Origin of the sequence: Phreatobacter aquaticus, from assembly GCF_005160265.1 — a bacterium.
Taxonomy (GTDB): domain Bacteria; phylum Pseudomonadota; class Alphaproteobacteria; order Rhizobiales; family Phreatobacteraceae; genus Phreatobacter; species Phreatobacter aquaticus.
Genome location: NZ_CP039865.1, coordinates 2755654 through 2773024 on the forward strand (window position 1 = coordinate 2755654; position 17371 = coordinate 2773024).

18 protein-coding genes are annotated in these 17371 nt (G+C 68.0%); 10 read left to right on the forward strand and 8 right to left on the reverse strand.

What is annotated here, in order from left to right:
• Window positions 1–118: 118 nt before the first annotated feature.
• The 5 genes from E8L99_RS12900 to E8L99_RS12920 all read left to right on the forward strand — a co-directional run bounded on the left by E8L99_RS12900 (window position 119) and on the right by E8L99_RS12920 (window position 4269).
• The gene (locus E8L99_RS12900) at window positions 119–418 is read left to right on the forward strand and encodes a hypothetical protein (protein ID WP_137099921.1); all 300 of its coding nucleotides are present in this window, start codon (window positions 119–121) and stop codon (window positions 416–418) included.
• Window positions 419–563: 145 nt separating this feature from the next.
• A complete protein-coding gene (locus tag E8L99_RS12905) occupies window positions 564–1121 on the forward strand; it encodes a hypothetical protein (RefSeq protein WP_137099922.1) in 558 nt (185 codons plus the stop codon).
• Between the two features lie 167 nt (window positions 1122–1288).
• Entirely contained in the window at window positions 1289–3127 is a 1839-nt protein-coding gene (locus E8L99_RS12910; RefSeq protein WP_137099923.1) for a PAS domain-containing sensor histidine kinase, read from the forward strand.
• Window positions 3120–3890, forward strand: coding sequence for a peptidoglycan-binding domain-containing protein (locus tag E8L99_RS12915; RefSeq protein ID WP_137099924.1), 771 nt, complete (start codon window positions 3120–3122; stop codon window positions 3888–3890). Before E8L99_RS12910 ends, E8L99_RS12915 begins: the two co-directional genes overlap by 8 nt.
• Window positions 3891–3915: 25 nt before the next feature.
• On the forward strand, window positions 3916–4269 hold the full coding sequence (locus tag E8L99_RS12920) for a DUF1491 family protein (protein WP_137099925.1): 354 nt from the start codon (window positions 3916–3918) through the stop codon (window positions 4267–4269).
• 61 nt (window positions 4270–4330) lie between these two features.
• Here E8L99_RS12920 and E8L99_RS12925 read toward each other — a convergent pair whose 3' ends face one another.
• Entirely contained in the window at window positions 4331–5422 is a 1092-nt protein-coding gene (locus E8L99_RS12925; RefSeq protein ID WP_137099926.1) for a hypothetical protein, read from the reverse strand.
• 175 nt (window positions 5423–5597) lie between these two features.
• Here E8L99_RS12925 and E8L99_RS12930 point away from each other — a divergent pair, with 175 nt between their 5' ends.
• Both E8L99_RS12930 and E8L99_RS12935 read left to right on the forward strand, forming a co-directional pair.
• Window positions 5598–5798 (forward strand): hypothetical protein, encoded by a 201-nt coding sequence (locus E8L99_RS12930; RefSeq protein ID WP_137099927.1) that lies wholly within the window; start codon window positions 5598–5600, stop codon window positions 5796–5798.
• Window positions 5799–5878: 80 nt separating this feature from the next.
• A complete protein-coding gene (locus E8L99_RS12935; protein WP_137099928.1) occupies window positions 5879–6721 on the forward strand; it encodes a hypothetical protein in 843 nt (280 codons plus the stop codon).
• Between the two features lie 15 nt (window positions 6722–6736).
• Here the strand turns inward: E8L99_RS12935 and E8L99_RS12940 are convergent, their stop codons facing one another.
• The 3 genes from E8L99_RS12940 to E8L99_RS12950 are packed head-to-tail and all read right to left on the reverse strand — an operon-like array spanning window position 6737 to window position 10084.
• Window positions 6737–7312 carry a DUF1254 domain-containing protein gene (locus E8L99_RS12940; RefSeq protein ID WP_137099929.1) on the reverse strand — a complete coding sequence of 192 codons (576 nt, stop codon included), beginning with the start codon at window positions 7310–7312 and terminating at the stop codon, window positions 6737–6739.
• Entirely contained in the window at window positions 7309–7881 is a 573-nt protein-coding gene (locus E8L99_RS12945) for a DUF1214 domain-containing protein (RefSeq protein WP_137099930.1), read from the reverse strand. The genes E8L99_RS12940 and E8L99_RS12945 overlap by 4 nt, the downstream gene beginning before the upstream one ends.
• A gap of 22 nt (window positions 7882–7903) precedes the next feature.
• Complete coding sequence (locus E8L99_RS12950; RefSeq protein WP_252511102.1) at window positions 7904–10084, reverse strand: transglycosylase domain-containing protein; 2181 nt, start codon at window positions 10082–10084, stop codon at window positions 7904–7906.
• 151 nt (window positions 10085–10235) lie between these two features.
• On the opposite strand from E8L99_RS12950, the gene E8L99_RS12955 reads away from it, so the two are divergent.
• Window positions 10236–10715, forward strand: a complete 480-nt coding sequence (locus tag E8L99_RS12955) for a YcgN family cysteine cluster protein (RefSeq protein ID WP_168201832.1) — start codon at window positions 10236–10238, stop codon at window positions 10713–10715.
• Window positions 10716–10740: 25 nt separating this feature from the next.
• Here E8L99_RS12955 and E8L99_RS12960 read toward each other — a convergent pair whose 3' ends face one another.
• The gene (locus E8L99_RS12960) at window positions 10741–11433 is read right to left on the reverse strand and encodes a DAPG hydrolase family protein (protein WP_168201664.1); all 693 of its coding nucleotides are present in this window, start codon (window positions 11431–11433) and stop codon (window positions 10741–10743) included.
• Window positions 11434–11555: 122 nt separating this feature from the next.
• Here E8L99_RS12960 and E8L99_RS12965 point away from each other — a divergent pair, with 122 nt between their 5' ends.
• On the forward strand, window positions 11556–12212 hold the full coding sequence (locus tag E8L99_RS12965) for a TetR/AcrR family transcriptional regulator (protein WP_137099932.1): 657 nt from the start codon (window positions 11556–11558) through the stop codon (window positions 12210–12212).
• Between the two features lie 6 nt (window positions 12213–12218).
• Here the strand turns inward: E8L99_RS12965 and E8L99_RS12970 are convergent, their stop codons facing one another.
• The 3 genes from E8L99_RS12970 to dapA all read right to left on the reverse strand — a co-directional run bounded on the left by E8L99_RS12970 (window position 12219) and on the right by dapA (window position 16531).
• Window positions 12219–12461, reverse strand: coding sequence for a hypothetical protein (locus tag E8L99_RS12970; protein WP_137099933.1), 243 nt, complete (start codon window positions 12459–12461; stop codon window positions 12219–12221).
• A gap of 272 nt (window positions 12462–12733) precedes the next feature.
• Window positions 12734–15631 (reverse strand): FAD-dependent oxidoreductase, encoded by a 2898-nt coding sequence (locus E8L99_RS12975; RefSeq protein WP_137099934.1) that lies wholly within the window; start codon window positions 15629–15631, stop codon window positions 12734–12736.
• Window positions 15632–15634: 3 nt separating this feature from the next.
• Window positions 15635–16531: a 4-hydroxy-tetrahydrodipicolinate synthase gene (dapA, locus tag E8L99_RS12980; protein ID WP_137099935.1), complete on the reverse strand. Its 897-nt coding sequence runs from the start codon at window positions 16529–16531 to the stop codon at window positions 15635–15637.
• Window positions 16532–16695: 164 nt separating this feature from the next.
• On the opposite strand from dapA, the gene E8L99_RS12985 reads away from it, so the two are divergent.
• Complete coding sequence (locus E8L99_RS12985; RefSeq protein ID WP_137099936.1) at window positions 16696–17364, forward strand: GntR family transcriptional regulator; 669 nt, start codon at window positions 16696–16698, stop codon at window positions 17362–17364.
• Window positions 17365–17371: the final 7 nt, after the last annotated feature.

Sequence of the window (17371 nt, forward strand, 5' to 3'; positions counted from 1 at the left end):
AAAATAATCACGAAAAATTCTGAACCGGGAATTCTTGGTCCGACACCCATGAGCAGCATCGGATGGCTTCGGCATGGTGCCGGTTGCCAGATGACGATGATCAATCGTGGAGACTGACATGAAATCGACCTTCGTTCTGGCAGCCCTCGTCTTGGGCGCAACCTCCGGTATCGCCAGCGCCGGCACCCCCTGGATCAACGCGCGCAGCCAGTTCCAGGCCCATCGCATCTATACCGGCATCCAGTCGGGGCAACTGACCTATGGCGAGGCCCGCGGCCTCGTCCGCGGGCAGGCGCATGTGGCGGCCATGCGCTATCAGGCGCGCGCCGACGGCGTGGTGACCTTCGGCGAGCGGCTGGCGATCCACTCGGCCCAGAACGTCCAGAGCGCGCGGATCGCCTGGCGCCGCCACAACTGACCAATGGCCCTCCGCCATTCGGCCGCAGCGTCCGGCACCTGCTCCCCGGGGGCGGTGCCGGCCACGCCTCCTCCCGGACGGAGGATCAGTGCATCCCTGCGTCGCTGACGACGCGAAAGGCCCACACCCATCGGAGACAAGACCCATGAGCATGTTCACCTCCATTGCGGCATCCTGGACCGGCCGGATCGGCCTTGCGGGTCTCGCCGTTGGCGCCGTACTCCTGGCCTATGGCAGCTGGAATGCCCTTCCGGCCCGCGCCGCCCTCAAAACGGCAGCGGGCCCTGTGACGGAGGCGGTCCAGTACACGCGCACCAGCGTGCGGCGATCAATCCAGACCGTCACCAGTGTCGACTTCATGCTTACCATTGGGGTGCCGGGCGCAGCGGCCCCCGTGAAGCTTTCCATTCCATCCACCGAGATCACGCGGGTCCAGGTCGCCTCGTTGATCAACCAGCAGGTCAAGGCGGAGTATGACAGCGAGGGCGATGTCTATGCGCTGTCGAGCCAGGGCCTGGACGTCATCACCTATGAGACGACTCTGGCCGCAAGGACCAGCGCGATCCAGAAATGGGCCGAGCGAGGCAAGGTCTTCATTGCGCTCGGTGTGCCGCTGATCCTTGTTGGCTGGCCTCTCGGGGCCCGCAAGCGGCGCAAGCAGCAGGCAGCCGGCAATGCCGTGCCGGTAGAAGGACAGGCTTGAGAATGGCGGCACGGCAGGCCGCCGGCAGCCTGCCGACGGCCCGCTAATCACTCCTTCACCATCCGCGCCAAAAGCCGTTGCGCTGGCCGCGCGAAGCCGTCTGGGGGCTCCGATTTAGCGTTTCCTTCATGCCGGAATGCCATTCTCGACACCATTGAGAACGGCGTATGCCGCGTGTCGGGGTGAGTGCGTTGCGTGAAAGCGCGTTGATCGGTTCGGTGAGATCCTATCTCGATGGTCTGGTTCATCCGGCCGCGACGGTGGATCCCGTGGTGTTCGTCCGGCACCGGGCGTTCATCGCCACGCGCCTGATGCCCGGCCTCATGACCTTGTCGGTTCTGCCGCTCTATCTGGCGCTGCAGGGTGTGCCGGGGCCGCTCGAAGCCATCACCTTCGGCTGGCTGGTCCTGCCCATCGCCATCGCCTTCTATCTCTCGCGCACCGGCCAGTACGACACGGCCCATCTGTTCTCCGCGGCCTCCCTCACCGGCATCGTGGCGCTGGTCGCGGCGCTGAGCGGTGGCGTCACCTCCTTCGTGGTGATCTGGTTTGCCCTCGTGCCCGCCGAAGCCGTCCTGTCCGGCTCGCGCAAGGTGGTGGCCGCTTCCGGCGCCATGGTGGTCGGTGCTGTCGCGGTGATCGGTTTTGCCGGCCTGTTCGACGTGCTGCCGGTGACGCGCATCAGCGAACATGCCGTCGAGCTCGCCGCCTTCGTCTCGGTGGCATCCGCCGTCATCTATGGGCTGGGTCTTGCCCTGTCGGCGACCATGGTCAGCCGCACCGGCGAGGAGGTTCATTCCGTCGGTGAGCAGCGCTACCGCCTGCTCGCCGAGCACATGACCGATCTCATCACCCGCCACGGCCGCTCGGGCGCGGTGACCTTTGCCTCGCCCGCCGCCGACCGCATTGCCGGCGTGCCGCCCTTCGCGCTGCATGGCCAGGGCCTGTTCGACCGCGTCCATGTCGCCGACCGGCCGGCCTATCTCAGCGCCCTGTCGCTGGCCGCCGCCAAGCATGTCGAGGCGTCCGCCGAATTCCGCCTGCGCCGCGAAACCTCCGACAGCTCCGATCCGGCCTTCGTGTGGGTCGAGATGCGCTGCCGTCCGCTCACCCAGTCGGGCCATGACGACGGCCAGGTGGTCGCCGTGCTGCGCGACGTCTCGCAGCGCAAGTCCGACGAGGCGACGGTCGAGGCCGCCAGGCTTGAGGCCGACCGCGCCAACGAGGCCCGCGGCCGCTTCCTCGCCAATGTCAGCCACGAATTGCGCACACCGCTCAACGCCATCAACGGCTTCTCCGAGATGCTGATGCAGGAAGAGGCCATGCGCCTCGGCATCGAGCGGCGGAAGGAATATGCCGGCCTGATCCGCGATTCCGGCGAGCACCTGCTGACCCTGGTCAATTCGATCCTCGACATGTCGAAGATCGAGAGCGGTCATTTCGAGATCACGCCCGAGCCATTCGCGCTGCCGGCACTGGTCGACAACTGCGTCCAGATGATGGATCTGAAGGCGACCGCGACCGGCGTCGCGCTGACCGCCGATCTGCCGTCCGATCTGCCGGAAGTGATCGGCGACAAGCGCGCCTATCGCCAGATCCTGCTCAACCTGATCTCCAACGGCATCAAGTTCACCAAGGCCGGCGGCAGCGTCACGGTCGGCTGCCAGCGCGATGCATCGTGGATCTCGGTCTTCGTTGCCGATACCGGCATCGGCATTGCCGCCGCTGACCTGCCGATGCTTGGCAGCCCGTTCTTCCAGGCCCGTAGCAGCTACGACAGGCCGTTCGAGGGCACAGGCCTCGGCCTGTCTGTGGTCAAGGGCCTGGCCGAACTGCATGGCGGCCGGGTCGAGGTGACGTCTGTGGTCGGGCAGGGGACGCGCGTCACGGTGCGCATGCCGCTCGACTGCGAGGGCGCACGCCCGGTGGTGGAGCGGTTGCCGCAGCCCAAACCCAAGGCAAAGCCGGTGGCGGGACAGATTGAAGGGGGACGGAAAATTGCGTAACGCCGGCTATGAAGACGACGATTTCGACCCCAGGCGCCGGCGCGCTGCCGAGGACGACCGCGAGGAGGCGCCGCGCCGCTCGTTCTGGCGGCTGATCGCCGGCAACAGCATCGGCGATCGGATCGCGATTGCTGCCTGCCTGTTCGTCGGCATCGGCATTGCCGTCAATGCCCTGGCCCGCCAGAACGGTCCGCATCCCTCGCCGATGTTCTCCACCGCCCGCATCGAACCCGCCGTGGCCGTGCCGGTGCCTCCGGCGCGTCCGGCCGAGATCCAGTCCACCGCCTCGATTCCCGCCCGCGGGCCGGAGCTTGCCTCCGCCCAGAGCCAGCCGGCCGCGGCTCCCACCGCCGCGCCGCGCGCCGATCTTGTGCTCGACGTCCAGCGCGAGTTGGCCCGCCGCAACCTCTATGACGGCACCGTCGACGGCAAGACCGGCCCGAAGACCGAAGCCGCGATCCGTCGCTACGAAGCCCAGGCCGGCCTTCGTGCCTCCGGACAGGCGAGCGAGCAATTGCTCGGTCACATGCGGCGCCCCGCCCGGGCAGCGCCGGCTGCCCAGCCGCAGCCGCGCCAGCCGCAGGCGGCCAATGCCAGCCCGCAATCGATCGCCCAGCTGCTCCAGTCGGAAGGCCGCCCGGCCTCCGCTCCGGCCCGCGCCGCAGCACCTGCCCGGACAGCGGAGCCACAATCGATCGCCCAACTGCTTGAGGGCACCCAGCCGGCTCCGCGCCCGACCGCCCAGGCCCGGCGTACGCCGTGACCGGCCGTCACGACGTATCTCGGCGATGACCCGCGTTACCTCTGACTTCTGGGTCTCGGCCTTCCTGAGGCGCGTGCGGCTGGAGGGCGGCTTCGCGGTTCTGCGCCGCCGTGGCGCCCTGGAGGCTGGCGCCATAGCCGTGGTCGTGTCGCGCGCTGCCGACCGGCTCGTCGCGCTCTACCTGCAGGCGCCGCAATCGGCCTTCGACGACACGAAACCGGCCGATCGCCTGTTCGTCTCAGCCTATCCGGATCTGTTCGTCGAGGAGGAGCGGGTCAACGCCAAGCTCGCCCGCGAGATCGACTTCGATCCGGATCTGTGGATCGTCGATGTCGAGGATCGCGACGGCCGATCGTTTCTGGAAATCGCGCGCGACTGAAGCATTTTCAAGCGAAGTGGGCATCGGTTCGCGCGAAGACAATGCGCCAGAACAAAAGCCTCTAGCTCTTGTCGCCGAGCCGGTTCTTGATCGCGGCCAGCGGAGTTTCGCGCCGCCCGCCAGAACGTGCCGATGGTGTCGAGGCCTGGCGCGCGCCGACGCGGTCGGAGGCGTCCGGCGCATGTACCGAGACATGGCGGCCACTGCGCGGTTTCGCGGCAAGCCTGTCCGCTGCCTGCCAGGATTCGACCAGGATCAGCGCCGTTGCGCGCGGCAGCGCATCATAAAGCGCGGTGAGCCCATGGACGCGTTGCACCGAAGTCCCCACAGTCGCATGGGCGAAGAGGAGAATGCGCGTCGTCGCCTCGCGTCCAAGGTCCAGCGCGCGGGCGGCCACCACCATCGGTTCGCCATTCGGATCGGCGGCAATCCGCTCCGCCGTCTGGAGGGACAGCCGGAACGTCTCGGCAATGGCGCGGGCAAGTGCCCCCTCGCGGCGCGATAGCGCGGCCATTTCCAGCGAGGGGCCAGCCTCCGACATGGAGAGCGGGCCAGGCTCGGGGTGACTGGCGCCCAGGACCAGGCCCGCGATCAATGTCTCGCGTTCGTCTGGCGAGCCCGCGAGGAAGCGGCGACCGAGATCGGCATCGACCGGCTCGCGCGGTCCGGCTACAGGCTGGACAGTCCCCCCGATACGGTCGGCGAGAGCCTGACGAACCTGCGGATCGTCCATGTCTTCCAGCACGACCAGGGCTGCCAGCCCGAGATCGGCCCTGCGGGCAACCGCGCGTGCCTTGGCTGGGTCGCCGGACTGCACGGCCAGGAACATGTCGTCATCGGTGATGGCGGCCGACCGTTCGAGGATCGGCGCGGCAATGTCGGCACTGTCGCGGGCGAGCCGTCGCGCGACGATGCAAGGGGTCTGCGGATGGTCGGCGAGCTTCTCCGCCACCAGCCGCCGGTCGGCCTCGTCAGCCTTGTCGAGGAGATGGAGCACGAGCTCGCCGAAACGGGTCACTTCGGCGGCCGGGTGATGGCGTTCCGCCACGAACTGGTCGACCAGCACCCGCAGGAGCGTTGCCCTGACATCGATGCCATTGGAACGGGCAAGCCCGATCAGGCGCTGGACTTGGGGCAAACGCGGTGTGCTCACGACAAGAACTGCTGTCTCGACGGCCAAAGGGGGTGGGCTGGAACCGAAAGGCAGCTTAGCGGCGAAGTCGCTAACTGTTGGTTAACCAACACGAAGTCTTAATGATTTGCGCGCGCTGACGGTGGTTCGTCGGGCATGGCCGCATTGGAGGGCAGGCGCACAAGGAGAGACCGCTATGGGAATGGTATTCAGATTTCCGCTGGAACGCCGACGCGGCCTGCGTCAGGACGTTCTGTCGGCCGAGGAAACGGGCCACATCCTGGTTCTGCCCGTCGTTCGCATCGAGCATCACGACCTGCCGTCTCCGCCCGCCCTGACGGTGGAACCGCCGCGCAACGGCGGCAACAAGCCGAAGCGCGGTCGCAAGAGCGCCTGACGCGCCTGACATTGCCTGCCTTGCCCGGCGCGCCTGCTACCCGCGTGCGCCTGGATCTGCCGCGCCCGAAGGACATGAGCATGCCCCACCACCGGAAGCCGTCCGGGCTCCGCCGCGCCGCGCGCTGGGGCATCCTCCTGTCGCTGGCCGCGAGCCTTGCCGCCTGCGCCCCCCAGGGTGATTTCGGCCGTCCGCGCGAGAACGCCCTGAACGACGAGGCCATGCCTTGGCTGGGCAACCACCTCGCCCGGCTGCGCGAGGAACCGGTCTCCGGCTATTCCTTCACCGATGCCGAGCGCGAGATGCGCCAGCTTGGCTATGGCCTGATGATGCCGACCCATCCCGCCGACCGCGCCAACCAGTTCTGGGCCGAGCTCCGCCGCACCCGCATCGGCGATGCCAACCGCTTCGATCCCGATCCGCGCGGCTATTGCCGCACGTTGGCGCGCGAGGACTATCGCTCCTCGAAGGCCCGCTTCATCCGCATGACCGATGACATCCGCGCCGACCGCTCCCGCATCGAGCCGTTCTGCACCAAGGCGGTGGAGGTGGCCGAGGCCGACCGTGTGCGCACCGGCGCCATGAACCGGATCGCCACCATCACTGCGGCCGAGCGCCGCTCCGGCGAGGACCGCATTCATGAGAACCGGACCATCGTGCGCTGGGTCCGCCACGGCCTCGAACAGCACGTCCAGGCCTATCGCTGCGCGCTCAACAACCTGATCGTGGCAACCCCCGAGGTGGAAGCGGTGATGGCCGAGCGGGAACTCGCCGCGCTCGAGGCCGACATTCTCCGCTTCGACCAGCTCTGCGCCGGTGCCGGACTGGTGCGCGGCGGGTCGGTCGCGGTCGAGCAGGCGCCGCGCGGCTTCTATCCGGCAACGCCGCGACAGCCGCCGGAAGAGCCGATCATCATCAAGTAGCGCCCGCCCGATTGCCTAGTCGGTGGTCGGCGCCTGTTCCGGCGTCAGCACCTCGCAGAGCGCTTGCGCCGCCAATTGGTCGCGCACGATCGGGGCAAAGCTTGGCTGCACGGCGAGCGCCCGGATCAACACGAAGCCCTCGCGGGTCGGCGACACCATGACCAGATTGTCGTTGGCGGTGTCGTCTTCGCCGATGGTGAACTCGCGCCGCTGGGCCGCCGTCACGACGAACAGGTCCATGGTCCGCCGGGTCGCGGCCTTGTCGTTGATGGCGCCGAAGGCAACGCCGGTCGCGGTGTAGAGCGACACGGCGGTGTAGTGCGAGGTGACCGGCGCGCGCACATGCAGCACGCCGCCGGCGAGATCGTAGCGGCAGACCGCCGTCTCGAAGGCGGGATCGGCCAGCGGCAGCGCCGCCTCGCTCGACCCTGACAGCGTGGTGATCCGGTTGACCGGTGCCACGCCGGCGAGCCTTGCGCGGGCATCATCAGGCGCAAGCCTCGGCAAGGCGAAGACCGACAGGATATGCACCACCACGCCCAGCATCAGGCCGGCAAGGACATAGAGGGCCGTCTTGAGCACCGGCATCATGGGCAGCTCACCCGCTGGATCGAGGGGAGCGTGACGCCGGCCGAGATCGTGGTCGCGACTGGTGTGTCATAAAGCCGGAGGATCAGCCGGATCGACGGCGCGCCGCCCGATGGCAGCCAGTTGCCGGGACGGGCGGCGGGCGCCACCGTCACGTCGATCGGCTTGTCCTGCTGGCGCACCACCTCATAGCTGGTGAAGCCCTGGCGGACGCTGTCGGCAACCAGCGGCCGGAACGCGGGGTCCGCGACCGTGACGGTCCAGAAGCGGGCAGGCGGCAGATCGCCGGTGATGCGGATGGTGCAGCGGCCATCCAGCGGCTGTCCCTGGTCGTCGGTCTCGGCGATTAGCGCCAGGCCGTCTGCCAGCGCCAGCGGCAGGGTGCCGAGCCGGGCGGTGACTGCCCGCGCATAGGGGTCGGCCTCGGTCGTGCCGGCCTTGGGCGTCGCGATCCAGGGGCCGACATGCAGGATGCCGGCGCCGGTGCCGCGGCCGACCGACAGGGCGGTCAGCCCGAGGCCGGTCGCGGCGCCGATGGCAAGTGTCAGGAAGAGGCCGGAGACCGTGCGCAAGGCTTTGGATTTCCTATGGATATCAGCGCAGAACGGTCGAGGCCGGTTCGGCAGACGAGAGCGGCCCGGGTCGCGTCGGGGCCTCCTGCGCATCGCGCAGCAGCCTGTCGATGCGGGTCAGGACCTGCAGCGAGCGCCGCGACAGCACCTGCGGCCGCTCCGAGATGCCGGCCTGCGGCAGGGGGGCGGAATTCGGTGCGGCGGTCGCAGGCCTTGCCCGCTCCGGCTGGCCGAAGACCGGCCGGGGTTCCAGGCCCTGGTGGGCGGCGGTCATCACCCGCGAGAAGGTCATGGCCGGCAATGAGCCGCCGGTCATCCGGTTGGTCTCGGAATAATCGTCGTTGCCGTACCAGATGCCGGCGACGAACTGGCCGGAAAAGCCGACGAACAGCGCATCGCGATAGGAATTGGTGGTGCCGGTCTTGCCGCCCACCTGCACGCCTTCCACCGCCGCGCGGCGGCCGGTGCCCGATTCGACCACGCCGACCAGCATGGCGTTCATGTCGGCCGCGACCTGGGGGGTGAACACCTGCCGGCGCACCATATCGCGGTCGCCGCGCCAGATCACGTCGCCTTGCGAGTTCTTGATCTCGACGGCGGCATGGGCCGACACGCTGCGGCCGCCGGAGGCGAAGGTCGCATAGGCATTGGTGAGCTCGACCAGCGTGACTTCGGCAGCGCCGATCGGCAGCGGCGCGGAATCGGTCAGCGGCCGGGTGATGCCCATCTCGCGGGCCGCCTGGATGATTTTCTGCCGGCCAAGGCGCGAGTCGCCCCGGCCCATCTGCTGGGTCAGGATCACCGGGATCGAGTTGATCGAACGCACCAGCGCCGAGAACACCGTGGTGGAACCCGAGAAAGAGCGGCCATAGTTCTGCGGGCACCAATTGCCGAGGCAGATCGGCCGGTCGACCACCACGGAACGCGACGTGATCAGCCCCTCGCGCAGCGCCGTGCCATAGACGATCGGCTTGAACGACGAGCCCGGCTGGCGCATCGCTTCCGTCGCCCGGTTGAACTGGCTCGCGCCATAATCGCGCCCGCCGACAATGGCGCGCACCGTGCCATCCGTATCCATCAGCACCAGGGCCGCCTGCGAGGCGCCATATTCCGTGCCGTACTGGCGCAGCGTCTGCTCGACCGCGAGCTCCGCCTGGCGTTGGACCGACAGGTCAAGACCGGTGCGCACGGTCAGCACGCGATCGGTGAGGGTCGGCGTTGCCGCCACCAGCCGTTTGATGTCCTCGAAGGCGTAGTCGAGGTAGTAATTGGGGACCACCTCGTCCTTGCGGTCGACGGGGGTCGCCGGATTGCGCCGGGCACCGAACACCTGGCCTTCGGTCATGAAGCCGGCCTCGACCAGGTTGTCGAGGACCGTGTTGGCGCGACCACGGGCCGCCGGCAGGTTGGCATGCGGCGCAAACCGCGTCGGTGCCTTGAACAGGCCAGCCAGCATGGCGGCCTCGGCGAGCGTCACATCCCGGACGGATTTGCCGAAATAATATTCCGCCGCGGCCTCGGCCCCGAAGGCGCCGCCGCCCATATAGGCGCGGTCGAGATAGGTCTTGAGGATTTCCTTCTTCGAGGCGCGGGCTTCCAGCCACAGGGCGAGGAAGGCTTCCTTGATCTTGCGCTCGAACGACCGCTCATTGGTCAGGAACAGGTTCTTGGCCAGCTGCTGGGTGATCGTCGAGCCGCCCTGCACCACGCCACGGGCCCGCGCATTGGCGGCAACCGCACGCAGCGTGCCGACGAGATCGATGCCGTAATGCTCGAAAAAGCGCCGGTCCTCGGTCGCCAGAACCGCCTTGATCAGATGGTCGGGGAAATCGTCCAGCGGCACCGAATCATTGTGCCGGATGCCGCGGCGGCCCACCTCGTTGCCGTAGCGGTCCTGGAACACGACGGAGAGCTCGCTCTTCTTGCGCCAGTCCTCCGATGTCTCGCGGAAGGCGGGGATGGCGAGCATCAGCAGCACGATCATGCCGAGCGAGCCGAGCGTCATGCCCTCCGAGCCGAATTCGCAGGCCACCCGCTTCCAGCCATAGACCTGCACCCGGTCCGACAGGTCGGCAATGCGCCCGAAGGCACGGCCGATCCATCCGGCAAGCCGGTAGGCACCATCATTGATGCGGGCATCGAGGTCGAGGAAGAAGCGCTTCACCGCGCCGCCTCTGCCGCCCCCGGGCTGGAAGTCGCTCACCCCGTGATCCCTTGCTGGCGAACCATCTTGACGATTGGCTTACCATAGCCGAAAGCCTCGGCCTCGGCCAACAATTGCCTGTGTCCCGACGCGGGTTGCCTTAACGTCGGCGCTCCGATCACGCCGGCCGCTGCTCAAACGAACGGGTTTCATCATGGCCGCCCCCAAGGCCCCGTCTGGTCCACGACCGTTCTGGAAGACCAAGACGCTGGAGGAGATGACCCCGCGCGAATGGGAGAGCCTGTGCGATGGCTGCGCGCGCTGCTGTCTGAACAAGCTCGAGGATGAGGACACCGGCGAGATCCACTACACGTCGGTTGCCTGCACCCTGCTCGACAGCGAGGCCTGCCGCTGCACCGACTATGCGAACCGGCAGAAGAAGGTGCCGGATTGCGTGCGCCTGACGCCGGAAGAGGCGCACACATTGCCCTGGCTGCCGAAGACCTGCGCCTATCGCAAGCTCGCCGAGGGCCGCGATCTCGACTGGTGGCACCCGCTGGTCTCGGGCTCGCCGGACACCGTGCATGAGGCCGGCATCTCGGTGCGCGGCCGGGTGACCGCCCACGAGCACGACCTGACCGAACTTCAGGAACTGGAGGCCCATCTCGCCTTCTGGCCGAGCGAGGAGTGAGGCACCTCGCCCGGCGGCAGGCCATTCAGTGGGACTTGCCAGTCTCGGCCTTGTAGAGACCGGGCAGGAAGTTCTCGAACATGCCGACCTCCTCGATATTGTGCCGAAGCCAGGCCTGGCCCTGTGCGGGTGTGAAGCCGAAGCGGGTGACCAGCGGCCGGATCAGGCCATACCAGGCGGCGGGGCTGCCGATCGTCAGGCTGTTCTCGTAGAAGGTCCCGGTCGGCGTCGGTTCGAAGCGGTACTCCATCCGCACCAGGCCGGTCCGCCCGTGAAGCTCGGGATTGTGGATGTACCCGCCCTCGTCGAGCCGCTCGATATGGGTCGTCGTGTCGACGACATAGCGGGGATCGCGGCCCAGCACCTCGATCAGCCGGATCTGCGCGCCCGGCCCGATCGAGCCGTCCGGCCGCCGGCTGGCATAGCTGGCATGGACATGGTCGCCGGGATGCCAGAACCGGTAGCGGTTGAAGCTGTGGCCGCCGAAATCGATCGTTCCTTCGAGATTCTGGAACCACCAGACCAGCATGGCCGGCGTGACGCCACGGACGATGTCGTGGCGGATCCAGTAGCGTGTGCGCCCGTCGGGCAGCGTCTCGGCGCCGCTCTCGGCAGACGAGACCGGCTTGAGCGCGAAGGGCAGGGCAAGTGGCACAGGCAGGCCGGCATAGCGCGGCGGATAGGTGACGGGATCGGTCTCGAACGGCAAGGCGGACATGGCAAGGCTCTCTTCTGAAAAAGTATAGCGGATGCTATACATAATTGGCGATCTAGCCGTCATTCGATTTTTTGTAAAGTGGCCGCTATACAAAATTGCGGACGCCGTTTAAGCAGCGCGCCATGAGCGATGATTCAAACCTCACACCGGATGCCGCACGGCGCGGACGCAAGCCGTCGGAGGAGAAGCGCGAGGCGCTGATCGCCTCAGCTCTCGCCCTGTTCGCCGAGCGCGGCGTCGACGGCACCGCGACCCGCGAGATCGCGGCCCGCGCGCTGACCACGGAGCGCACGCTGTTCAAGCATTTCGGCAGCAAGCAGGGGCTGGTCCAGGCCGTCGTCGAGACGGTCAGCTTCGAGATGATGCAGCAGGCGGCCTATGCCCGCATGCGCGAGCCGGTGCTGTTCACGCGGCAGGCCTTTGCCGAATGGCATCGTGCTTTCCTGATCGATCGGATTGCCGCGGCGCGCGCGGCCCCGGACACCTATCGGGTACTCCTGCAGGAATTGTTGCGCGACCGCGCCTTCGGCACGCGCTATGGCGCGCGGTGGCGGGAGACGGTGTTCGCGCCACTGGTCGGCCATCTCGCGGCCATGCAGGCGGCTGGCATGATCGGCCCCGGCCAGTCCGCGGAGGCGCTGGCAGGAGCGTTCTTCAGCCTCAATCTCGGCTATCTCGTCAGCCGCTTCGCGCTCGGCGCCGATCCGTTCGGCGCCGCCTGGGCGGACGACCGCGATGTCCAGGCCATCGTCACCCTGTTCCAGGCGACCTGCGGCTGAGCCGGCTCAGGCGCGCCAGCTGCGGCCATCCGCACCCTCGCAGCCCATGGGCGGCAGGCCGCGACCGAAATTCTTCTTCAGCTGGGCGCAGCCCCAGGCATTGAGCGGGCCAGGCAGGGCCTTGTTGATCGCGATGCCGACCTCGTCGAACGGCGACACCGTGTTGGTGACATAGGCGTGCCATTTGTAACCCATCGTCCCGAGCCCTGCGATCGCAAAGGCCAGCACGAACACCATCAGCCGCTTCATGAGAATCTCCTGTTCGGCCGATCTGTGGGCGTTCTCTGTTTCATCGCGGTGACGGGGCGGGATGTCAGTGTTTCGCGGGGAGGCGACGGGTCGTATGGGACAGGCCCTCTCCGGTCCTCATCCTGAGGTGCGAGGGAGCGTCAGCGACCGAGCCTCGAAGGATCAATGTGCGTAGGCGGTGACGAAGGAGGTCCTTCGAGGCTCGCTTCGCTCGCACCTCATGATGAGGTGAGGAGAGACCGTGACGCCGGAAGGGACCGTGCGCCCCCGTCTCACCCGAACCGCTCGATCCCGAACGGCTTGAGGTCCCGCCCGGGATCCTGCCCCAGCACCAGCGTGGCCGTCGTCTCGCCCATAATCGGGCCAAGCGTGTAGCCGTTCGAGGTGACGCAGGTGTAGAGCCCCGGCACGGCGGGGTGCTCGCCGATGATCGGCGCGCCGTCGATATTGATGTTCATGGCCGACCAGGTGCGCAGCACATGGAGCCGCCGGAGGGCCGGCACGACATGCTGGGCGACCCACAGATTGCCCTCGATGCTGGATCGGAGCGGCCGAGGATGGCCGCGCACGGGATCGAGCCCCGCCGTCCAGCCGCCGCCGATGATGACATTGCCATTGGCCGCCTGTTTCAGCGTCAGGTGGCGGGCGGCATGGGCCACCAGATGGCTGACGATCGGCTCGGCCGCCTCCGTCACCACCATCTGCAGCGGCGCGCCGAAGACCGGGACATCGACGCCGAGCATGGCGCCGATCCGCGAGGCGAAGGCACCGGCCGCATTGACCACCCGGGCCGCCCGGATCGGTCCCCGGCTGGTCGTCACCGTGAAGCCGGAGCCGTCGCGGCTGATCGCCTGCACCTCGGCGCCGGTGACGATGCGCGCGCCCGCCGCAAGGGCTGCTTCAGCCACGGCATTGGTCGCCACCAGCGGATTGATCTTGCCCTCCTGCGGGCAATAGGCGGCGCCGACGAAACGCTCGTCCAGGCCGGGCTCAAGCCGCCTGAGATCGTCGCGGCCGATCACCTGGCAATCGATGCCCTTGTCGCGCTCCACCGCCGTCTTGGCGGCGAGGAAGGCGAGATCGGCATCATTCTCGGCCACCATCATGCCGCCGGTGATGCTGATCTCGAAATCGGCCTTCAGCTCGGTCTCCAGCCGCTTCCACAGCGCGATGGAATCGCGCTGCAGCGGCAGGGTCAGCGCCGCTGGCTGACCACCGGCTTCGGCCTTGGCGCCGTGGTCGAAGGAGAGAAGCTGGGCATGCAGGCTGCCGGCATTGCCGCCCGACGCGCCGGAATTGACGGGATTGCGGTCGATGACGACCACGTCGTGGCCTGCGCGCGCGAGAAACAGGGCGGTCGACAGCCCGGCAATGCCGGCGCCAATGACCACAGTCGCAGCCTCTGACACCGGCAGCGGCTCGCCGGGGGATAGCGGCCGGTCGGGCAGATTGGAGCGGCGATGGCCGCCCCATTCCGGCTTCTCGGCGGCGAGCGCCGCCAAGGGCACCGGACGGACCGGTGCCTGCGGCGCGGGTAGCGCCGGTTCGGCGGCCGGTGCTCCCACCAGTTCGCGCAAGGCCGGCGCGCAATAACGTCCCTGGCAGCGGCCCATGCCGGCGCGGGTCAGCCGCTTCAGGCTCGCGACATCATTGAGGCCGTGGGTCTCGATCGTCGTCTTGAGAAGGCCGAGCGTCAGCCCCTCGCAGCGGCACACCAGCGTGTCGTCGCCGGCAAGCTGCGGGCGCGGGGCGGCGAACAGGGCCCAGAGTGCGGCCTGGAAACGCCGATGGCGGGCGAGCGTCGCCCGGGTCCGGCTCTCGTCGCCGGTCGCATGGAAATTCAGGCGGGTCGCGGCGGTGCGTCCGGCAAGCTCCCCCATGGCGCCGGCGACATGGGCGCCGCCGAAGCCGCCGGCTTCGCCCACCACGAAGACGTCCGCCTGGGCGGTGGCGCCCGCATCGTCGCGCTCGAGGATCAGGCTGCCATCGGCGCTCATCGCGAAGGGCAGGCCGAGCAGGCGCGGCAGGTCGCTTGCCGGCATGAAGCCGTCGCCGGTCAGGACCGCATCGACAGCCACGCGGATGGTCGGGCCGGTCGGCTGTCCATTCGCGTCGAGGGCGGCGAGAACGGCCGCTTCAACCTGGGTCTTGCCCTCGATCGCAATCAGCCGATGGCCGAAGAACAGCCGGGCACCGCTGGCGCGCAACGCCGCCAGTTCTGCGACCCCGCGCAGTGCCAGCGCCGGGCCTGCCAGCGCCAGTTTCGCCGCTTCCATGGGCCGGCTGACCGGATCGGGCGCGGCTTCGGCCAGCGACAGGCCGCTGACCCCGGCCCGCATCAGTTCACGCGCCACCTGGATATTGAGCGGACCATTGCCGGCCACCAGCACGCGCTTGCCCGCCAGCACACCATAGGATCGGACCAGCGTCTGCGCGCCGCCCGTGGTCATCGCGCCGGGCAGCGTCCAGCCCGGCACCATGACCGGGCGCTCATAGGCCCCGGTGGCGATGATCAGCATGCGCGGGCGAATGAGACCGGCCGTGCCATGGCGCAGCGTCGAGACGGTGAGCGCGCCGTCCTCGCCGCGCTCCACGCCCCAAGCGAGCGTCTCGCTTTCAAGCGTCGCACCGGCCGCGATCACCGAGGCGATCAGGGACGCGCCGGTGCGCATCTGGCGATCCGGAGCGGGAGCGGCCGGTGAGCCGTCCTGCTTGAAATATTGCCCGCCCGGCGCCGGGCGCTCGTCGATCAGCAGCACCTTGGCGCCCGTTTCGGCCGCCGCCAGCGCGGCCCTGAGGCCGCCGGGACCGGCGCCGACCACCAGCACATCGACGGCGCGGGGCTCGGGTGCGGCAAGCGGCACATCGGCGAGGTCGATCGCGGCAGCCTGGAACGAGACCTTGGCCGAAGCCTGGCGCTCCGCCTCCATGCCATGGCGGATCTTGGTGAGACACGCGCGCTGGCCGGCGCGGCCATCCACCACCACGAGGCAATCGTGGCAGACGCCCATGCCGCAATAGTGCCCGCGGGCACTGCCGTCCTTGGCCGTGCCTTGCGCGGTCAGGCCATGGGCGACCAGCGTCGCCGCCAGCGTTTCACCGGGCACGGCCGCGAGATCGCGGCCGTCGAAGCGGATCGTCGCTGTTGCCTCTGGCCGATCGAGCTGCATGGCTCAGCCGGCGAGATCGAAGCGCAGGCCGAACTGGTCCACCAGCGCCTTCATCTGGCGGTCCTTGGCCTCCGGCAGCGGCAGGCGCGGCGGGCGGGGATGGCCTGCGCCAAAGCCCATATGGTTCAGGAGCGACTTGGTGCCGCCGACATAATATTGGCCGAAGACAGCCTCGATCACCGGCAGCCAGTGGAGATAATGGGCGCGCGCCTCGAACACCTTGCCCTCGTCGGCCACCATCGAGAACAGCTTGGCCATCGGGCCCGGCGCGACATTGGAGGCAACCGCCACCCAGCCTTGCGCGCCCTCGACGAAGGATTCAAAGCCGAGAACGCCGCCGAACACCGTGAGATTGTCACCGCAGAGCCGGATGATGTCGCGCACCCGCGTCACTTCCAGTGTCGATTCCTTGATGTAGTCGCAGCCCTTGATCTCGGACAGGCGCTGGACCAGTTCCGGCTTCAGGTCGACGTTTGCCGTCGCCGGATTGTTGTAGACCATGATCGGAATGGTGATGCTCTCGGCCACCCACTTGTAGTGGTGAACGAGTTCGTCGTCGGTCGGCGTCGAATAGAACGGCGGGATGATCATCACCCCGTCGGCGCCGAGCTGTTCGGCCTGTTTCGACAGGCGCACCACGTCGCGGGTATCCTCCGCGCCGGTGCCGATCAGCACCGGCACCCGGCCGGCGGAGGTCTGGATCACGGTATCGGCGACCGCGCGCTTCTCCTCCTCGGAGAGCGAGAGGAACTCACCCGTCGAGCCCAGCGGGATCAGCCCGTGAATGCCCTGGCGGATCTGCCATTCGGTGAGGTCGCGAAGCGCCTTCAGGTCCACCGCGCCGTCGCGGTCATAGGGCGTGATCATCACGGTATAGGTGCCGCGGAAGCGCTTGCTCATGGCTTGTCCGAAGGAATGAGGAGAGAGAAACGGGGAGGATGGCTGCCGGCCATTATACAAGACGTATGCAAAACCGGCACAAGGCCCTTGCCAAGGCCCGCCTGACATCCGAGGCTGGAACGTCTCGGTCGCGTCCCATGGCGGGCGATGGAGGATGATGATTCATGGCGAGTGATACGCCGATTCCGGCCGACGATCTCGCGCGTTCCAGCGCCAATCTGTCGGGCCTCGCCTATGCGGCGCTGGCGCAGATGATCCACGGCCACAAGCTGCGCGGCGGCGACGTGATCCTGGAGGCGAAGCTCGCCGCCGAACTGTCGATCTCGCGCACGCCGATGCGCGAGGCCTTGCAGCGGCTGGAAGGCGAGGGGCTGATCGTCAAGAACGCGTCGCGCTCCTACATGGTGCGCACCGTTGGCCTCACCGAATATCTGCAGAGCCTGAAGGTCCGCGAGATCCTGGAGCCGGAGACGGCGGCGCTCGCCATCGGCAATATCGATCCTGCCGCGATGGAGGCGGTGAGGGCCGAAATCGCGGCGCTCAACGGCTCGCGCAGCTATGTTCGCGACGCCCACTGGACCTCCGACGCCAATCTCCACAACCTGTTCATCGATGCCTGCGGCAACCAGGTCATGAGCCACATGATCAAGGGCTTGCGCGCCACCACCCACCTGTTCGAGATCGATCGGCTGAAGGATCGCCTGATCCCCGACAATACCGAACATGTCGCGATCCTCGACGCGCTGGCCGAAGGCGACGCCAAGGCCGTGCGCAAGGCGGTCCACCACCATATCCGCAGCCTGCACCGTTTCGCGCTGAGCGTGGTGAGCTGAACTGGTC

Coding starts and splice junctions, on each gene's coding strand:
- E8L99_RS12900 (WP_137099921.1), top strand. CDS start 119: ATGAAATCGACCTTCGTTCTGGCAGCCCTCGTCTTGGGCGCAACCTCC.
- E8L99_RS12905 (WP_137099922.1), top strand. CDS start 564: ATGAGCATGTTCACCTCCATTGCGGCATCCTGGACCGGCCGGATCGGC.
- E8L99_RS12910 (WP_137099923.1), top strand. CDS start 1,289: ATGCCGCGTGTCGGGGTGAGTGCGTTGCGTGAAAGCGCGTTGATCGGT.
- E8L99_RS12920 (WP_137099925.1), top strand. CDS start 3,916: ATGACCCGCGTTACCTCTGACTTCTGGGTCTCGGCCTTCCTGAGGCGC.
- E8L99_RS12930 (WP_137099927.1), top strand. CDS start 5,598: ATGGGAATGGTATTCAGATTTCCGCTGGAACGCCGACGCGGCCTGCGT.
- E8L99_RS12935 (WP_137099928.1), top strand. CDS start 5,879: ATGCCCCACCACCGGAAGCCGTCCGGGCTCCGCCGCGCCGCGCGCTGG.
- E8L99_RS12940 (WP_137099929.1), bottom strand. CDS start 7,312: ATGATGCCGGTGCTCAAGACGGCCCTCTATGTCCTTGCCGGCCTGATG.
- E8L99_RS12960 (WP_168201664.1), bottom strand. CDS start 11,433: ATGTCCGCCTTGCCGTTCGAGACCGATCCCGTCACCTATCCGCCGCGC.
- E8L99_RS12965 (WP_137099932.1), top strand. CDS start 11,556: ATGAGCGATGATTCAAACCTCACACCGGATGCCGCACGGCGCGGACGC.
- E8L99_RS12970 (WP_137099933.1), bottom strand. CDS start 12,461: ATGAAGCGGCTGATGGTGTTCGTGCTGGCCTTTGCGATCGCAGGGCTC.
- E8L99_RS12975 (WP_137099934.1), bottom strand. CDS start 15,631: ATGCAGCTCGATCGGCCAGAGGCAACAGCGACGATCCGCTTCGACGGC.
- dapA (WP_137099935.1), bottom strand. CDS start 16,531: ATGAGCAAGCGCTTCCGCGGCACCTATACCGTGATGATCACGCCCTAT.
- E8L99_RS12985 (WP_137099936.1), top strand. CDS start 16,696: ATGGCGAGTGATACGCCGATTCCGGCCGACGATCTCGCGCGTTCCAGC.